Source organism: Pseudomonas versuta (assembly GCF_001294575.1).
In the GTDB taxonomy this organism is placed as follows: Bacteria; Pseudomonadota; Gammaproteobacteria; order Pseudomonadales; family Pseudomonadaceae; genus Aquipseudomonas; species Aquipseudomonas versuta.
In genome coordinates, this window is sequence record NZ_CP012676.1 from 4084356 (window position 1) to 4101770 (window position 17415).

The following is a 17415-nucleotide window of genomic DNA, read 5'->3' on the forward strand; positions in this document are numbered from 1 at the left end:
AAAACTCGCGAGCTCGCTCCTACAGATGTGTCTTAGTCCTTTTCCAGCGGCGAAAAATACAACCGCCCCAGCCCGCGCCAGGTTTTCCCGGTCCAGTGCCTGAACGGAATCTGGGCCAACAGCTCCCGGGCCAGGGCGCGGTTGCGGTTCGCGGTTTTCAGGAACATGGAATTGAGAAACTTGTACCGCACCTCGTCATACAGCGGGTGATCGCTGAATAACGCATAGGTTTTCAGAATGCTGTCGATCATGAAACGGTGGTTTTTGTACGAGTTGGTTGCGTGCTTGCGATAGCGCGCCATCACCACGTTCAAGCCATCAATGAAATACCCGGCATGGGTGATCTTCAGCTCGATATACAAGTCTTCCAGGCGGATCTGCGGGTCGAACCCCCCCACCTTATCCAGCGCTTCGCGACGGATCATCAGGGTCGGAGCCGGCGGATACGGCTTGCGCTCAAGAAACATGTCTTCGAAATCGAGACGGCGAAACGGCACGTCACGGCGCTGACGCTTCTCCGGAAACAGGTTGCCATCGGCATCAATCAACTCGATGTTACCCGCGCAAATCCCGACCTCGGGCTTGCCGTCCATGTAGGCGACCTGAACCGCAATGCGATCCGGCATCATGATGTCATCCGAACCGAAAGGCACAATCAGGCTGCCTTTGGCGCGGGCAATCGCGCCGTTGAGCGTGTTGGTCAGCCCCTGATTCTGCTGTACCCGAAAATCGAAACCATGGGCGTGCTGCAGGCGCTGAATGCGTTCCACGCTGTCATCGGGCGAGCCATCATCGATAACCAGCAACTCGATATTGGGATAGGTCTGATCCAGAACACTCTGGATGCTTTGCTCGATATAGGGACCATGGTTGTAGGAGGCGATGATCACTGTCACCAGCGGCTGCGAGTCGGTCATGGGTGATCCTTACGTGCCTGGCTCAGGCCAGAGTCAATCAAGTCCAGATACTCCTGACGGAACACCTCAATGTCATGGTGCTCCTGCAGGTAACGATACGCCTGCTCGCCCTTGGCCTGCAGCGCTGCATCCGGCAATGCCAGATACTCATCCAGCGCAGCGGTCAGTGTCACCACATCACTGGGTTTGACCGCCAGACCGCCGGCCCCCTCAATCAACGGCAGCATGGCCGGGACATTGGTAGCGATGACCGGCAAATGTCCGCTCATGCCTTCCAGCAGCGCCAGCCCCAGGCCTTCAGCGAGCGAAGGCATGGTCCAGATATCGAAGGCACGTACGTACTGCAGCGCGTTCTCCTGAAAGCCCAGCAGGTGCGCCCGCCCCTCAAGCCCCAACTGCCCGATCTGCTCGCGCAAACGCGACTCTTCGCGCCCGGCGCCAATGATTGCCAGCTGCGCCTGCGGGTATTTGTCTTTCAACGCAGCGAAAGCCTGCAGCAGAAAACGGTGGCCCTTGATCGGCACCAGGCGACCCAGCGCGCCAATCATCCGCGCATCCTGATCCAGGCCGAGCTTTTCGCGCGCCTGCTGGCGTGGCAACTGCAGAGCCTCGGCCTGCTCGATGTCGATGGCGTTAGTAATGGCGTAGGTATTTTGCTCTGTGAAACCGCACTTGCAGTCGAGCAAGTACTGTTTGACCGCAGGCGATACGCCGACAAAACGCCAGGCTTTATCGATCAGGCGCTTGGCCTGACTACGCCGGTAAAAGCGGTCGTACTCGCCAAAACCATGGGAAATCCCTACACACAGCGGGATCTTGAGCCAGCGGTTGAGTTGCAGCATCATGTTCACCGGCTTGAAGCGGTTGCAGATCACTACATCGAACTGCTCTTTGCGGCAGAACTTGTACAGCGCCCACATGGCACGGATACGCATACCCTTGAGCGACTTGTCGCTGAACTCGAAATACACCGAATGATCGGCTTTGCTCACTGGCTCGCCCGGACCCGGACGACCACGCAAAAAGGCCGCCGTGATTTCGTAGCGCTCAGTGGGCAGAGCGCGCACGATCTGCTCGGCAAGGTCGGCAAAGTCATGGGATTTGACGTTGTAATCAGGCTGCAACTGCAAAACCTTGGAACGCTTCATAGCTCTCCCCGGTAAAGTCCGGACGCATCGGTTTTCAGGATCCAGAACAGTTCATGTCGCCGGACCGCTTTACGGAAAAATTCATTTTCGCCATAGGGGGAAGATTTCCTGCCCGCCAGCAACTGCTGGATCAAGCGCCGGATTCGACGCTTGAGCGCGGCACGCGGTTGCAGGTCATGCATCATGCCCAACGCCATGGCTTTATCACGCTGCTGCGCGAGGTCGAGCGGCAAACTGCAGGGTTGCAATACGAGGGCCGGGTTGAACACCGGCGGCAAGGCGATGCCATCCCCGCTATCGCCCATCGGCCAGCGATCGTTATCGTGCAGGTGGTTGGCATACCCCAGAATTGTCGTCGGTTGCCACTCCAGACCTTGCAGTGCTTCAAGAACCGCAGCATGGGCACAGATATGGTCCGGGTGCGGGTCGATAGCAGGATGCGGCAACACCATGACTTCGGGTCGCGCGCGCAGGATCAAGGCGCGCAAGTCCGCAAGCAGGTTGTTCCAGGTAGGGGCGCCATCCATATCACCGGGCAGCGCATACGGGTTGAGCTGACGGAACAGGCGAGTGTCGCTCAGGTCTGCCTCCCGTGAACCTATTGGTTGGTCGGGGGCCGCCTGCATTGCGGATAGCTGCAGGCAAAAATACCCGAGCTGGGCGCAATGCGCTTCGGGAACCCCCGCCCAACGCGGTACCGCCAGGCTGTCCCAGGCACGCAGACGACCCTTGAGCCGTGCCGCCTCGGCACGTTCAAGGCCCATGTGCTCATAGTGTTCGGCTTCAATTTCGCCAGCAGTCAGGGTCACGATCCAGGCTTCTTTGGCCTGGCTGTACAACCCGAAGGCGGCGAGCTCGGCATCGTCGGCATGGGGCGCGATCACCATGACCCGCTGATCACGGTAGTCGGGCTGGCGAAACACCCACAACGCGGGCTCGCCCGCCAGTCGACAAAAACGCCCTTGCAGGCGCAACGTGCCGCTGACCAGCGATGAAGCAAAGCCGCTCAGATTCAGATAGCGCAGGCCGTCAACTCCGCGCTCGAAGGTCTGTTTATCCAGCGCCCCGGCGGCGAGCAGTTGCACGAACGGATCGACAAAACGCCCGAGTATCCCGGCCTTGATCTTGACTGCCAGTATCAGGGTTTCGTCGCCAGTCAGGTCCAGAGGCTGATCGACTACCAGCCTTGCCCCCTCAAGACGTACCGCCACACGCTCGCTGTCCGGCGCAAAGCTGTACTGATAATCGTCTTTTGGCGAGTAGAAAAGGTGGTCGGCAAACCAGGCTTCATGGGCTACCCAGCCCAGAACCGCCAACACCAGTGGCAGCCACCAGGCCAGCAGCACACCGCTGGCAATCAACACCAGCAGGCCAATCAGCAGGCCCATGCGCTTGTTACGCCGATGACGCTTGAGAAGTTGTTGTTTGCGGCTCATGGCTTTTGCTCTAAGGCTTTTGATTTCCTGCAGGAGCGAGCTCGCTCCTGCAAGGCCAATTACACTTTGAAGACCGGCACCGGGTTGCACCACCGCTCTTTGTACTCGCGGTCGGCACGACCGAACGAGAAACGCAAAGGCTTGTTGACGCTGCGAGCCTGCTCCCAGGCCGACTGGGTATTGAGGAAGCTCAACACGCTGCCAGGGCTGAAGGCACGGGTTTCAGGGTCAACGCCGCCATTGACGTACTCAATGCTGATCCACTCCGGCGATTCAGCGCGATACACCAGCTGAATCGCAATCGGCGCATCGTTAAGGAAAATCACCGAGCCAATCAACAGCTCGCGCAACAGCTCGATCACTTCGGCCATACGCTCGGCGCCGGTCGCGACAAAACCCCAGCGGCGCAGGAACAAATCGCAGTAAATAGAGGCCAGTTCGACACTGGAAAACTGCGCAACCGGACGCACCACACCGCCCGCCTCTTCCAGCAAGCGAAGTTCACGGCGCTGGTTATAGCGGAACTTCTTGGAAAGCTCTTCAGGTGTGCGAGCCATGGCCAACTGCTCGGCCTGGGGCACCAGGTTACTGAAACGACCTTCGTTGAGTTGCGACAGATAACGTGCGCGATGGCGCAACGGCACATTGGCATCGGCTGCCGCAGGCAGGATCAGCTCGGCATTGCCCAGATCAAACAGACCTTTTTTACCGTGACGTTTGAGCACGTCCTTGGACAGGGCCACATCACGGCCCCAGACAGGAATTGCAGCTTTGAGCTCGTCATTTTGCTCCCAGGCCAGATAACGCACCGGGATACCCGCCAGTTGGGCCAGACGCTCGACTACCAGCGGATGCGTCGCAACACTGCCGCCAAAACGCTGCCAGGCGTCGGCATAAGCAGGAGCATCGACAACGCTCCAGCCACGCTCGCGCCAGCCTTGAAATCGATTGAGCATCAGGACTCCGCAGTCAGGTCGGTGACTTGCGGCAAATGCCAGAATGTATCGCGCACGGCCTGATCACTGAACCGCTCTTGCAAGCGCGCCAGCATCAGCTCAGCGCAAGCCAGACGCTGCGCATCATCGAGCACCGCAAGGTGTTGCAGGCCCTGGGCCAAATGCTCGGCATCACCGAGCGGGAACAAAATCCCCACGCCTTCGACCACTTCCCTGGCGCCGCCACAGGCCGTAGCCAGCAGCGGAACACCGGCGGCCATGGCTTCGAGCAGCACCATGCCGAACGGTTCGTGATCGGAGCTGAGGGCAAACACATCAAACCCGCGGAAATAGCGACGCGCATCAGGCACCTGACCCAGGAATTTCACCTGTTCGCCAACTCCCAGCTCGATCGCCAGTTCTTTAAGATCTTGCTCCAGGCGGCCCTTGCCAAGGATGGCCAGCTGACTGTCGGCAGGCAGGCCGGGCAGCGCCAGGGCAAAGCCCCGGATCAACGTGGCCTGGTCTTTATCCGGATGTAGACGCCCGACATTGCCCACAACAAAGCCATTAACCGATAACCCCAGCGCCTCACGCGCCTGGGTGCCCGGCAATTGACCGGCTTGTACGCCAGCAACATCGATGCGGTTGTAGAGCGTACTGATGCGCCCGGCCGGCCACTTGGGCAAGCACTGGCGCATGTCATCACGCACCGCATCCGAAACACCGAGCAGGCTCAGGCGCTTGCGGAACAGGTTCGCAAACAGCTTGCGGCTGCGACGCTGATAATCGCCAAACGCGTGATGCACACCAATCACCGGCAAACCGGTGGCCAGCAAGGCGATATAAATCGGCTTGAAGCGATGGGCGATGCAAAAACTGAAATTGCGCGAAGCTGCGATTTTACGCAGTTCGCGGATGGCACCCAGCTTCAGGCCACGAATGGCCTTAGAGCTGAATTCCATAAACAGCACTTCATCAGACGCGCAGCCTGCAGCCACCTCGGGATCGGCCGCCCCGGTCAGGAAGACCGTGGTAACGCGATAGCCGGTGCCGCAAAACAGGCTGGCGTACTGACGCGCGCAGTCCAGAAACGGCCCGTCATAGCCATGGCAGAACTGCAGTACATGGCGCTCAGTCGAGCGATTCATACGTTTGCGCACCTTCTTTAACAACCAGAATGTCTTCCATGATCAGGTACTGCAGGTCAGAGCCGAAGAACATGTTCAGCGCATCGGTCGGCGAGCAAACCATCGGTTCGCCACGACGGTTGAGCGAGGTGTTCAGCGACACACCGTTACCGGTCAGGACTTCGAGTGCTTTCATCATGTCGTAGTAGCGCGGGTTGTATTCGCGCTTGAGCACCTGGGCGCGGGAGGTGCCATCTTCATGCACAACTTCCGGCACACGGCTCTTCCACTCGTCCGACACTTCAAAGGTGAAGGTCATGAACGGCGCCGGATGATCGACCTTGATCATCTGCGGGCCAACGGTGTCGAGCATCGACGGGCAGAAAGGCCTCCAGCGCTCGCGGAACTTGATTTGTTCGTTGATGCGGTCAGCCACGCCTTCGCTGCTCGGGCAACCGATGATCGAACGGCCGCCCAGTGCGCGCGGACCGAACTCCATGCGGCCCTGGAACCAGGCCACCGGGTTACCGTCGACCATGATCTTGGCGATGCGCTCGGGGGTATTGTCGATTTTGCGATAGGCCGGCTTGCCAGGGTGGCGGGCACAGGCCGCGATCACGTCTTCGTTGCTGTACGCAGGGCCGAGGTAGACGTGTTCCATCTTCTCGACCGGCACGCCGCGAGCGTGGGACACATAGGCCGCCGCGCCCACCGCTGTACCGGCATCGCCGGACGCAGGCTGCACAAACAGCTCTTTGACTTCAGGGCGGGCAATGATCTTCTGGTTCAGCTTCACGTTCAACGCGCAGCCGCCCGCAAAGGCCATCTTGCCGGTCTCCTTGAGGATGTCGCCCAGGTAGTAATCGATCATTTGCAGCGACAGTTTTTCAAACAGCGCCTGCATGCTGGCCGCGTAGTGGATGTAAGGTTCGTCGGCGATATCGCCTTCACGCTTGGGCCCCAGCCACTCGATCAGTTTTGGCGAGAAGTAGAAACCCTTGCCGTTTTCTTTGTAGCGACGCAGACCGATGACGTTGGCGTATTCGGTGTTGATCACCAGTTCGCCGTTTTCAAACGAGGCCAGACGCGAGAAATCGTATTTGCTGGCGTCGCCATACGGCGCCATGCCCATTACCTTGAACTCGCCGTCGAGCATCTCGAAACCGAGGAACTCGGTAATCGCGCCGTACAGGCCGCCCAGGGAGTCCGGATCGAAGAATTCCTTGATCTTGGTGATCTTGCCGTTTTCGCCATAACCGAAGAAAGTCGTGGCGTACTCACCCTTGCCGTCGATGCCGAGGATCGCGGTTTTCTCTTTGAAACCCGAGCAGTGATAAGCACTGGAGGCGTGGGCCAGGTGGTGCTCAACCGGTTCGATCTTGATTTTTTTCGGATCGAAGCCCAGTTGCTCAAGGCAGAACACAATCTTGTTGCGGTAGCGCTTGTAGCGACGGTTACCCATCAGGATCGCGTCAAGGGCGCGGTCCGGGGCATACCAGTAACGCTTGGCGTAATGCCAGCGGGCCTTGCCGAACAAGCTGATGGGGGCGAAAGGGATCGCTACCACATCAACGTCGCCAGGCTTGATACCGGCTTGTTCAAGGCAGAATTTCGCCGATTCGTAAGGCATGCGGTTCTTGGCATGCTTATCACGTACAAATCGCTCTTCTTCAGCCGCTGCGACCAGCTTGCCGTCGATATACAGGGCTGCGGAGGGGTCATGGCTCAGGGCGCCGGACAGGCCAAGAATCGTCAATGCCACAGGTTGTGCCTCTTTGAAATGCAGGCAGGCGGCAGGCGCCTGAAAAAATGGTGTGCTGCGCACTTCGCGCAGAAACAACTAAAGGGCGGGATTATAGCGTAAAGAACACAGGAATGACCCAGCGCGATTTGCCGCGCTCTCGCAACCCCGCCGCGACGCCGGCTGTGGACACAGGGCTGCAGATGATGGCCCGATGAATCGCAGGGGGGAGTGATGCTTATACGGCGCAGTGGCTATATCTGCGTCGGCCATGACAGCTGTACTTAGTGCAGCAATAGGCTGCCATCCCTGCTCTGTCGATAAATCGTGTAAGGCAAGGCCAGCGTGTCGGCCAAGGCAGAAGCGACAACATCTACAAACAACAATGGAATCAAGCCGCCCCCCATACCTGTGGTGTTGGCCGGGGCGTGTAAAACGCAAAGATCGAACACTGCACCGCTATAAACCCTGGGCACGGAGTCACAATAGGTTGACTCCTTTTTGAGCGCTGCACTCACTTGGGCGTCGCTATTGAATACAGTTTTGACCGTGCCACAGCCGCCCAGCGTCAGAACCAGAACACACCAAACCACAGGTTTAAAAGTCATCTGCACCAGCCTCCAGGAAAATCAGGCAACCTAGCAACTACTGACCAGGCCTGACATAGGAGCTGTCCGAAAAAACCGTGCGAAACCTCCTTCATCCCGCAGTACCTGCCCCTCACGCCGATGCACCCAAGCAATTGCAGCGCTCAGCCGCTAAACTGCGCGCCCTCTGCTAGCCTGATACCCGTCGCCCGGACGGGTCGCTTCACACGGAACCCCTGAACCGCCCATGAAATTTTTTGCACCTGCACGCTTTGCCCTGCTGCTGCCCGGCCTGTGCCTGGCCTCCAACGGTTTCGCCGCCCAAACCCTGGAGCTGGACCCCAGCGTCATCACCGGCTCGCGCAGCGCTAGCCCAAGTTTCGATCTGCCGTACTCGGTAGACAGCATCAGCCAACAGCAAATCAGCGATGGCCAGCTGGGTATTAATGCCTCGGAGGTGTTATCCCGGGTGCCGGGGCTGGTGGTGCAAAACCGTCAGAACTACGCTCAGGACCTGCAGATTTCATCCCGCGGTTTTGGTGCCCGCTCGGCATTCGGCGTACGTGGCATCAAGTTGATTGCAGACGGCATCCCGGCAAGCACCCCTGACGGTCAGGGCCAGGCTGCCACCTTCAACCTCGACACCGCCGAGCGCATTGAAGTGCTGCGCGGCCCGGCGGCCACCTTATACGGCAGCAACGCCGGCGGGGTCATTCAAATGTTCTCCCGTGATGGCGAAGGCCCGCCGCGCATAGGTGCCGAAACCCTGATCGGCAGCGACGGCCTGAGCAAAAACCACCTCACAGCCGAAGGCGCCACCGATGACATCGGCTTTGTGCTCGATGCCTCGCGCATGGACACCGACGGCTACCGCGACCACAGCGCTGCACGTCGCGACCAGACCTTTGCCAAGCTCAACCTGCACCCTGATGACGACAGCAAGCTGGCGCTGATTTACAGCAGCCTTGAACAAAACGGTACGCAAGATCCGCTGGGGCAAAGCTGGGAAGCCTACAAGGCCGACCCGCGCTCGGTGACGCCCAATGCCATTACCTACAACACGCGTAAAAGCATTGACCATCAACAACTGGGGATGAACTACGAGCGTTACATCGGCGATGCCACCCTGCAGGTCAACGCCTACACCGGCACCCGCAGCGTGATTCAGTATCTGGCGATCCCCAAGGGAACCCCCGGCAACGAGCAAGGCGGCGGCGTCGTTCAGTTCGACCGTAAATTCTATGGTGGCAGCCTGCGCTGGCTGCAACCGGTGGATGGCGTGCCGGGCGAGCTGACCCTGATTGGCGGCCTGGACTTTGACCAAAGCCAGGACAGCCGCCACGGCTACAACAACTACATAGGCGACCAACTGGGGGTCAAAGGCGCGATGGTACGCGACGAGGTCGATACCGCCCGCAGCCTGGACCCGTATGTACAGGCCAACTGGGCTATCGATGACTGGACCGTGCAGGCCGGCTTGCGCTACAGCACCATGGAAATGGACGTCGACGATCAATTTTTGAGCAATGGCGACGACAGCGGTACCAAGCGCTATGAGAAAGCCACGCCATCGGTCAGCGTGATGTATGCCTTCACCCCTGATCTGCATGGTTATGTCAGCGCGGGCAAAGGGTTTGAAACGCCGACTCAGGCCGAGCTGGCTTATTCGCCAGGTGGCAATGGCTTTAACTTCGGCCTCAAGCCTTCCGAAAGCACCCAGTACGAAATGGGCCTTAAGGCTCAAATCGATAACACCCGAATCAACGCGGCCGTGTTCCAGATCACCACCGAAGATGAACTGGTGGTTCTGAGCAATACCGGCGGACGCACGACCTATCAGAACGCCGGACGCACCCTGCGCCGCGGATTTGAACTGGGGGTCGAAAGCCAGCTCAGCGAACACTGGACCACCACCCTGGCCTACACCCGCCTGCAAGCAACCTACGACAGCGACTTCGCCAGCACCAAAGGTACTATCGACAAAGGCAACTACCTGCCCGGCGTGCCGCAGACCACCTTGTTTGCCGAAGTGAACTGGAAGCCGACCGACTGGGTCAGTACCGCCATCGAAGGCATGTACCGCAGCAAGGTCTACGTTGAAGACACCAACACCGCAAAGGCTGCACCGGCTTACAGCGTATTCAACTGGCGGGCGAAGTTTGAACAGAAGGTCGAGCACTGGACCTTCCACCAGACATTGCGTCTGGACAACCTGCTGGACCGTCAATATGTAGGCTCGGTGATTGTGGCCGATGGCAATAGCCGCTACTACGAAGCCGCGCCGGGCCGTTCGTGGTATGCCGGCGCAGGCGCCGAATACAGCTTTTAAACGAATCCCCCGCCCCTGTAGGAGCGAGCTTGCTCGCGAGCTCTTATAACGCCGCAACGAAAGGCTCGCGAGACAAGCTCGCTCCTACAGAGGGTTGGGGTCAGGGCTGTTTGGGCAGGCGCCCGTCGATCAATTGATACAACGCACTGTCCGCTGGCCAGTTACGCATGAAGCGCGCCCGGTCACGGGCATACGCCGGGGCGAAACTGCTCAGGGAACGGTGCTGGCACATCGAATCCAGATCAATCAGCGCCCAACGCCCTTCATCCCAGAACACGTTATGTCCCTTGAGGTCGCCATGACTGATGCGCTCGCGAATCAAATCGGCAAACAACCCGTCCAGCGCCTGCAACTCGACTAGCGGCGCATCACCCCTCTCAACATAGGGCGCAAAGCGCTCGATGATGTCCGGGCCCGGCAAGTACTCGGTCACCAGATACGCTTTGCCGCGCAGCCAGCAAAAACGTGTTTCCAGCAACGCCAGCGGCTGGGGCGTAGCAATGCCCAGAAACGCCAGGCGGTTGCCCTCGCGCCACGAATGCCAGGCCCGGCTCGGACGCCAAAAGCGCTTGAGCCAGTGGGCGAAACCTTTGATGTTGTAGCGCTTGACCACCAGCGTGCGGCCCGCCACTTCAACCTTGCCAACACTCGCTGCACCACCGGTTTTATAAAGGTGTCCCTGATCGAGCAAGGCATCGGCCCGGGCCAGTACCGGCAGCATCGCTGCCTCCTGGTCGCGGCGAATGCCGCGCAAGGCAAAAGCCCCGCGCTGCACGCTGAACAAGGTGCAGTCCCGACCGACCTTGGTCAGAAAGTCGTTCAGCCGCCAGGCACGGATTTTCTCGACTTGCTTGAGCAGCGCTTCCATCGGCAAGGCGTGCTCGCCATTGCTGAGCAAATAATGCACCAGCAATTCTTCGATAAACGGCTCAAGGTTTTTCGGCAACTGGGCGAAGAACACGCCCAGGTTTTCCAGCACTTTTTGTCGGGACAGCGGCTTGCCTGCCTCTTCGACGCAAATACCCGCACCGTCGATCAAATACAGCTTGCCGTTCTGGCGCAGCAGGTTGTCCAAGTGCAGGTCTTCCTGCCAGAGCCCCTTGAGGTGCATCTGCCCGATCGCGCCCAGCGCTTGTGCCAATACGGCTTGTTGCTCATCTGCCAGGACCGGCAAACCCTGCACCGCTTTCCAGGCCATATCCAGGCTCTGGGCGTTTTCCAGAAACTCGAACAGCAACCAGCCGCCCTCGCCTTCCTGCAAACCGTCGGCCAGCAGCAAGGGCGTGGTCAGCCCTTGCTCGGCCAGCAGACGCACGCCATTGAGCTCGCGCTGAAAATTGCGCGCAGCTTTAGGGCCCACCATCAACTTGGCCAGCACCGTACGCCCGCGCCAGACACCGGCGCCGACATAGCGCTGGCCCGGCAACACGCGCAACAGGGTCAGCAGTTGCAGCCTGGCGGGCCCGGCGGCGTCCTCCAGCTCAATGCTTAGCGGCAAGCCCGGCGCACGCCCGGCGTTTTGCAGTTCGGACAAACGCATCAGCGGGTCTCCTTGTGGCTGCGACGCACGTTCAGGCGCTGATACCACGCATCCACCAGGCCACTGTCTGCCGGCTGTTTCAGATAGGCCGCGAGTAAGGCGCGCACGTCAGCTTCAGTCCAGGCATGGGCCCGACGCAGCAACGGCTCGATATCCTTGACCCGGTCACGTTGGCCCAGCAGCAAGGGCCGGGTTTTTTCCAGGTCGATCAGTTGCGCGCGATAGGCCGCCCCATCAGGCTGCAAGAAAATGTGCTTGGGATAAAAACAGCCGTGAACCTGACGCACCGCGTGCAGGCGACGCGCCAACCGGCCGCATGCCTGCAAGATCGCCTGCTGTTGCCCGGCCGTCAGTTGCGACCACTGCTCAAGCAACGAATCCAGATCAGTCCAGCCATCCAGAGCGCGGGTCATCAGGATCGCCCGACGCTCGCCCGGCACTTTGCGTTCGCCAAAGAACACGGCTTCCAGCGCCGGAATGCCTAGCTGTTTATAACGTTCAATATTGCGAAATTCGCGGGCAAAGCTCGGCTCGCCCAACGGACTGTGTAGCGTGCGGGTCAGGTAGTTGCTCTGGCGCTTGAGGTAAAAGCCCTGGCCTTCCAGATCCATACGAAACACGCTGCTCCAGCCACCACCACTGGTGTTGGGTTCATCCACCGCCTCCAGTTGCACGGCCCACAACGCATCAAAGTCAGCCAGCCCGTTGCGCTCAAGCAAGGCCCGTTCGGCGTCTGCAACAAAATCAGTCATTCCCGGCCCTCAAAGAAACGCACGATATGACGAACCCGCTCTTTGTCCGCCGCGTTGAGCGTATTACGCCCCGTGTACTGGAAATAAAAACGCAGGCGCTGGGTGGCAGTCAGGTGGTATTTGGCCACTTTGTCCAGGCATGCCAGGTCTTTGGTGATGCGGTACTTGAGCCAGAAACCGCGCCAGAAATCGCCGTTGGGGCAGTCGATCAAATACAGTTTTGCCTGATCGTCGATCAGCAGGTTGCGCCACTTGAGATCGTTATGGGTGAAGCGGTGGTCGTGCATGATCCGCGTACAGCGGGCCAATTGACGACTCACGCCATCGACCCAGGCGCGATCCTTGAGCAACGGATCGTGGTTGTCGGCCAGCTCTGACAAGTCGCGGGTATTGGGCAGCTCGCGAGTAATCAAGGCACCACGGGCATAGGCCGCGCCGCTGCGCTCAAGCCCCCAGGCCACGACTTCTGCCGTGGGAATGCCCCACTTGGCGAAACGCTTGAGGTTTTGCCATTCGGATTTGACCCGCGGGCGCCCCAGATAACGGCGCAAGCCTTTGCCGGCACCGGTGTAGCGTTTGACGTAATAATTGACCCCGCCGCGCTCGACGCGAATGACCTCGGACAGCGGGTCACGGGTCAGGTGCTCCCCCTGCAAGGCAAAAACCGCATCCAGAGTGCCAAAATCCGCTGTCAGAGCGCTGTAAGCCGGTTCCAGATTCCAGCCCGCCATTACAGTGCATCTCCATAACGCAGTTTGCGTTCATAGAGTTTGCTCGCCTTGCCTTCGAGCCACGCCAGCAAGCGGGCCTCTTCGCGCAGGATCTGGCGCAGCGGCCGCTGGAAATAACCGCGCAGGAATCGCAGCTTGTCGCGTTGGGTCAGACCGATGTCCAGCGCCGAGAAATACAGCGCCGCCAGGTCTTTATTACGCCAGCGCTTGCTGATCACCGTACGGGTCTGGGCGCGATGCAGGTCAATGATCGACAGGCGGAAATTTTCGGCCGTGACCGGTTTGTCGGTGTGCAACAAAAAGTGGCAGATGTAGCAGTCGCGGTGGTTGACCCCGGCGCGGTGCATCATGCCGGTCATGCGCGCCACTTCGGCGATCAGCGCATGCTTGAGTTTGGGCCGCGGCGGCTCTTTGACCCAGTTGAGGCTGAAGTCTTCGAGGCTGACGGTGGGGGCCAGCTCTTCAGTGATGATGAACGAGTGCTGGGCGGCCGGGTTGCTGCCCTTTTCGCCATAGGCGACAGCCGTCATGGTCGGTACGCCGACTTCGTGCAGGCGCTTGATCGCACGCCATTCCTGGCCTGCACCGAGAACCGGCAGCTTGGCGGTCAGCAAGTTTTTAAAGACTTCACCCCAGCCAATGCCGCGGTGAATTTTAACAAAGAAACCGCGTCCGTCGACTTCAGTACGCAAGGTACGCCGGCCTTCCAGTTCGCGGTAAACCTCGCCTTCCAGACGCTCGACTTCGGTGAACGCATCGCGCCCGGCCCACAAGCTTTTGAACGGTTCGGCAAGAATCAGTTTCATCAGTGTTGCTCCGCCAGAATCACATCCGCAGCGTGCTGCGGCATGCTATAGAGGTCGGCCGTCTGCGCGTAGGCCAGGCCGTTTTGGCTCCAGGCCGCACGTGCAGCATCGTCGGACAACATGTGTGTCAGGTATTCATTGAGTTGCGTTTGTTCGAACGGCTCATCCAGCACCCGCCCGCAATCGGCGTCACTGATGTAGTGGGCATAGCCGCACACCGCGCTGACCAGTACCGGCAACCCGGCCACCAGCGCTTCAAGCAGTACCGTGCCGGTGTTTTCGTTGTAAGCGGGATGGATCAGCAAATCGGCACCCAGCAGGAAGCGCGGGATGTCACTGCGGCCCTTGAGGAACTGCACGTGATCGCCCAGCCCCAGAGTGGCGCTTTGCAGCTGGAAAACCTTGGGGTCGTCCTGGCCGATGACAAACAGCCGGGTGCGTTTTCTAAGCTGCGACGGCAACGCGGCCAGGGCTTTGAGGCTGCGGTCCACCCCCTTGGTCTTGAACCCGGAGCCAATCTGTACCAGCAACAGGTCGTCGTCGGCCAGCTTGAACTCGCGGCGGAACTCGGCGCGAATCTCGGCCACATTGGCCGGGGCACGGCGGTCCAGTGCAATACCCGGCGGCAACAAATGGAAGCGCTGCAGCGGAGTTTGGTAATGCTTGATAAACAGCGGTTGTTGGACCTCGGAAATCATCAGGATTTCGGTCCTGGCGTCTTTGTCGAAGACCGCGCGCTCGTATTCGGCAAAATGTTTGTAGCGCTTGAAGTGGCGATACATCGAGTGGCGCAAATTCTGCGCCTTGTCCTCAAAGCAGCCATCCGCCGCGTAGTACACGTCCAGACCCGGCATTTTGTTGAAGCCAATCACCCGATCAACCGGGCGCTTGACCAGATCGGCCTGCATCCAGGCGAGCATTTTTTCATTGCGCGTGTGATTGAAGAATGCCTTGACCGGCGCCACCAGCACTTCGAAGCCCGGCGGAATATCGCCCTCCCAGATCATCGTGTACACACGGATCTGGTGCCCGCGCTTCTGGCACTCCAGGGCAATACGCATGAAATCGCGTTGCAGGCCGCCAAACGGGAAGTATTTGTACAACACAAAAGCCAGTTGCATCAGCGCAGTTCCTCAGCCAGTAACAACGTGCTTAATCGACTCGCGACACGCTCAGGGTTCAGACGAGTGAAGCACAAGGGCCACTCGTTCTTCAGATCAAACCGCTGCTGGTCCTGTGCAGTCGGCTGGTAAGTACATTTTTTCTGCAGGCACGGTGCACAGGGAAAATCGCTGGCCAGATGGATCTGCACCTTGCCGTAGGCGCCCGTGAGGCCGGGGTTGGTCGGCCCGAACAGGGAGATGGTCGGCACATCGAGTGCCGCAGCCAGATGCCCGAGGCCGGTGTCCACCGCCACACAGGCACTGGCGCTGGCCAATACCCTGGCAACACCTGCCAGGTTCAGTTTGGGCAGAACCACTGCGTTGCCCAAACCATTGGCAATGCGCTCTGCCCTGGATTTTTCCGCCGGGTTGCCCCACGGCAGGCGAACTTCAACACCCTTGTCCGCCATCCGTAGCGCCAGGTCGCGCCAGTACAGTTCAGGCCAGTGCTTGGTGTCCCAGGTAGTGCCATGCAAAAACAGTACGTAAGGCTTGTTGCGCGGCAATTCAATCAGGCGCTCGACATCGAGGCCGTAATCGCCCAGCCCCTTGGGCAAGTCGTAGCCCAAAGCGACGGCAAACAACTGGCGCAGGCGCTCAACCGCATGCTGCCCACGGGCTACGGCCAGACGACGCTGATAAAAGCGGCTGGCCAGCGGTTCGCGGGCAGAGTTTTTGTCCAGGCCGGCCACCGGAGCGTTGACGTAGCGCGTCAGCCAGGCACTTTTAACCAGGCCCTGGGCGTCGATCACCAGATCGTATTTCTCGGCACGCAGGCTTTGCTTGAAACGTCGCCATTCGCCGCTCTTGATGGTTTGCCAAATGTTTTTGCGCCAGCGGCGGATCGCCACCGGAATCACTTTGCCCACTGCCGGGTGCCAGGTCGGAATCTCGGCAAAGCCTTCTTCCACCACCCAGTCGAAAGTGATCCCCGGAATGGCCCGCGCCGCATCGGACAGCGCCGGCAAGGCATGAATCACATCTCCCAGGGATGAGGTTTTGACCAACAGAACGCGCACCTAGTTGACCTCGACCACAGAACCCTGCAAACGCTGCAAGGCTTCAACCACCGGTTGCGGCATCAGTTCACGCAGGCAGTTGTAGTGGCCGAAACGGCAGGTACGATCGAAGCACGGGCTGCAATCGAGGCCCAGGCGCACGATCTCGACCTTGTCGGCCAAGGGCGGAGTGAAGCCCGGCGATGTCGAGCCATACACCGCCACCAGCGGGCGATTAAGCGCCGCCGCCACGTGCATCAGCCCCGAATCGTTGGACACCACCGCATCAGCGCACGACAACAGATCAATGGCTTGCGCCAGCGAAGTCTCGCCGCTGAGGTTGACCGACTCTTCACGCAGCCCCGGAATCAGCCGCGAGCGGATGTCTTCCCCCACCCCGTGATCGTTTTTAGAGCCGAACAGCCAGACTTGCCAGCCTTCGCGGATTTTCTGCTCGGCCACCGCAGCGTAGTGCTCGGAAGGCCAGCGCTTGGACTCACCGAACTCAGCACCCGGGCACAGCGCCAGCACCGGACGGTCCAGTGCCAGACCAAACTTGTCCAGGGCCGCAGCGCGACTCCCCGGATCGATTTGCAAAGCGGGACGCGGGTACGGCCGGGGCAGATCTGCACCGGGCGCATAGGCCAGCGCCATAAAGCGCTCGATCATCAGCGGATAGCGCTCTTTATCGAGCTTGCGCACGTCGTTGAGCAGGCCGTAGCGGAACTCACCGCGCCAGCCAGTGCGCTTGGGGATACCGGCGAAAAACGGCACCAGTGCCGATTTCAGCGAGTTGGGCAGCAGGATGGCCTGATCGTATTGCCCTTTGAGGGACTTGCCGATCTTGCGTCGCGTGGCCAGTTCGAGTGCGCCGTGGCCGAGCGCAAAGCTCAAGGCCTGACGAACTTCAGGCATACGCTCAAGGATGGGCCGGCTCCACTCAGGGGCCAGCACATCGATTGCGCACTCCGGGTGACGCTGTTTCAGGCACTGGAACAGTGTCTGCGCCATCACCATGTCACCGACCCAGCTGGGCCCAACGATCAAAATATTCATAAGTTTCCATAAACGAGCAAGGGAGGCATTCGCCTGATACCTGCCAGTCAACAGCCTTCAACTGTAGGAGCGAGCTTGCTCGCGAGCCTCTCAAGAAAGACCTCGCGAGCAAGCTCGCTCCTACAGAAACAGCGTTCATTTAACTG

The 17415-nt window shown here is 59.6% G+C and carries 15 protein-coding genes; 1 reads left to right on the plus strand and 14 read right to left on the minus strand.

The features are described 5' to 3' along the window. Nucleotides 1-32 precede the first annotated feature (32 nt). The 7 genes from AOC04_RS18300 to AOC04_RS18330 all read right to left on the minus strand — a co-directional run bounded on the left by AOC04_RS18300 (nt 33) and on the right by AOC04_RS18330 (nt 7915). Nucleotides 33-917, minus strand: coding sequence for a glycosyltransferase (locus AOC04_RS18300; protein ID WP_060695840.1), 885 nt, complete (start codon nt 915-917; stop codon nt 33-35). Next, on the minus strand, nt 914-2065 hold the full coding sequence (locus tag AOC04_RS18305; protein ID WP_060695842.1) for a glycosyltransferase: 1152 nt from the start codon (nt 2063-2065) through the stop codon (nt 914-916). Before AOC04_RS18305 ends, AOC04_RS18300 begins: the two co-directional genes overlap by 4 nt. Beyond that, complete coding sequence (locus AOC04_RS18310; RefSeq protein WP_060695844.1) at nt 2062-3501, minus strand: PIG-L deacetylase family protein; 1440 nt, start codon at nt 3499-3501, stop codon at nt 2062-2064. The genes AOC04_RS18305 and AOC04_RS18310 overlap by 4 nt, the downstream gene beginning before the upstream one ends. 59 nt (nt 3502-3560) lie before the next feature. Then, nucleotides 3561-4457, minus strand: coding sequence for an antimicrobial resistance protein Mig-14 (locus AOC04_RS18315; RefSeq protein WP_060695846.1), 897 nt, complete (start codon nt 4455-4457; stop codon nt 3561-3563). Continuing rightward, nucleotides 4457-5587 (minus strand): glycosyltransferase, encoded by a 1131-nt coding sequence (locus tag AOC04_RS18320; RefSeq protein WP_060695847.1) that lies wholly within the window; start codon nt 5585-5587, stop codon nt 4457-4459. Before AOC04_RS18320 ends, AOC04_RS18315 begins: the two co-directional genes overlap by 1 nt. Next, entirely contained in the window at nt 5571-7328 is a 1758-nt protein-coding gene (locus tag AOC04_RS18325; RefSeq protein WP_003438928.1) for a carbamoyltransferase family protein, read from the minus strand. Before AOC04_RS18325 ends, AOC04_RS18320 begins: the two co-directional genes overlap by 17 nt. A gap of 263 nt (nt 7329-7591) precedes the next feature. After that, nucleotides 7592-7915 carry a YceK/YidQ family lipoprotein gene (locus AOC04_RS18330; protein WP_073514946.1) on the minus strand — a complete coding sequence of 108 codons (324 nt, stop codon included), beginning with the start codon at nt 7913-7915 and terminating at the stop codon, nt 7592-7594. 226 nt (nt 7916-8141) lie between these two features. Between AOC04_RS18330 and AOC04_RS18335 the strand changes: the two genes are divergently transcribed. After that, complete coding sequence (locus AOC04_RS18335) at nt 8142-10223, plus strand: TonB-dependent receptor family protein (RefSeq protein WP_060695851.1); 2082 nt, start codon at nt 8142-8144, stop codon at nt 10221-10223. Nucleotides 10224-10323: 100 nt separating this feature from the next. Here the strand turns inward: AOC04_RS18335 and AOC04_RS18340 are convergent, their stop codons facing one another. Genes AOC04_RS18340 through waaF form a run of 7 tightly spaced genes read right to left on the minus strand, consistent with a single transcriptional unit; the run spans nt 10324 to nt 17269 of the window. Beyond that, nucleotides 10324-11763 carry a lipopolysaccharide kinase InaA family protein gene (locus tag AOC04_RS18340; protein ID WP_060695853.1) on the minus strand — a complete coding sequence of 480 codons (1440 nt, stop codon included), beginning with the start codon at nt 11761-11763 and terminating at the stop codon, nt 10324-10326. Continuing rightward, nucleotides 11763-12515 (minus strand): lipopolysaccharide kinase InaA family protein, encoded by a 753-nt coding sequence (locus AOC04_RS18345; RefSeq protein WP_060695855.1) that lies wholly within the window; start codon nt 12513-12515, stop codon nt 11763-11765. The genes AOC04_RS18340 and AOC04_RS18345 overlap by 1 nt, the downstream gene beginning before the upstream one ends. Next, nucleotides 12512-13246, minus strand: coding sequence for a lipopolysaccharide kinase InaA family protein (locus tag AOC04_RS18350; RefSeq protein WP_060695857.1), 735 nt, complete (start codon nt 13244-13246; stop codon nt 12512-12514). The genes AOC04_RS18345 and AOC04_RS18350 overlap by 4 nt, the downstream gene beginning before the upstream one ends. Next, nucleotides 13246-14052 (minus strand): lipopolysaccharide core heptose(I) kinase RfaP, encoded by an 807-nt coding sequence (rfaP, locus tag AOC04_RS18355; RefSeq protein ID WP_060695859.1) that lies wholly within the window; start codon nt 14050-14052, stop codon nt 13246-13248. Before rfaP ends, AOC04_RS18350 begins: the two co-directional genes overlap by 1 nt. Next, nucleotides 14052-15173 (minus strand): glycosyltransferase family 4 protein, encoded by a 1122-nt coding sequence (locus AOC04_RS18360; protein ID WP_060695861.1) that lies wholly within the window; start codon nt 15171-15173, stop codon nt 14052-14054. Before AOC04_RS18360 ends, rfaP begins: the two co-directional genes overlap by 1 nt. Further along, nucleotides 15173-16234, minus strand: coding sequence for a lipopolysaccharide heptosyltransferase I (gene waaC, locus AOC04_RS18365; RefSeq protein WP_060695863.1), 1062 nt, complete (start codon nt 16232-16234; stop codon nt 15173-15175). Before waaC ends, AOC04_RS18360 begins: the two co-directional genes overlap by 1 nt. Next, nucleotides 16235-17269, minus strand: coding sequence for a lipopolysaccharide heptosyltransferase II (gene waaF / locus AOC04_RS18370; RefSeq protein ID WP_060695865.1), 1035 nt, complete (start codon nt 17267-17269; stop codon nt 16235-16237). Between the last annotated feature and the right edge of the window lie 146 nt (nt 17270-17415).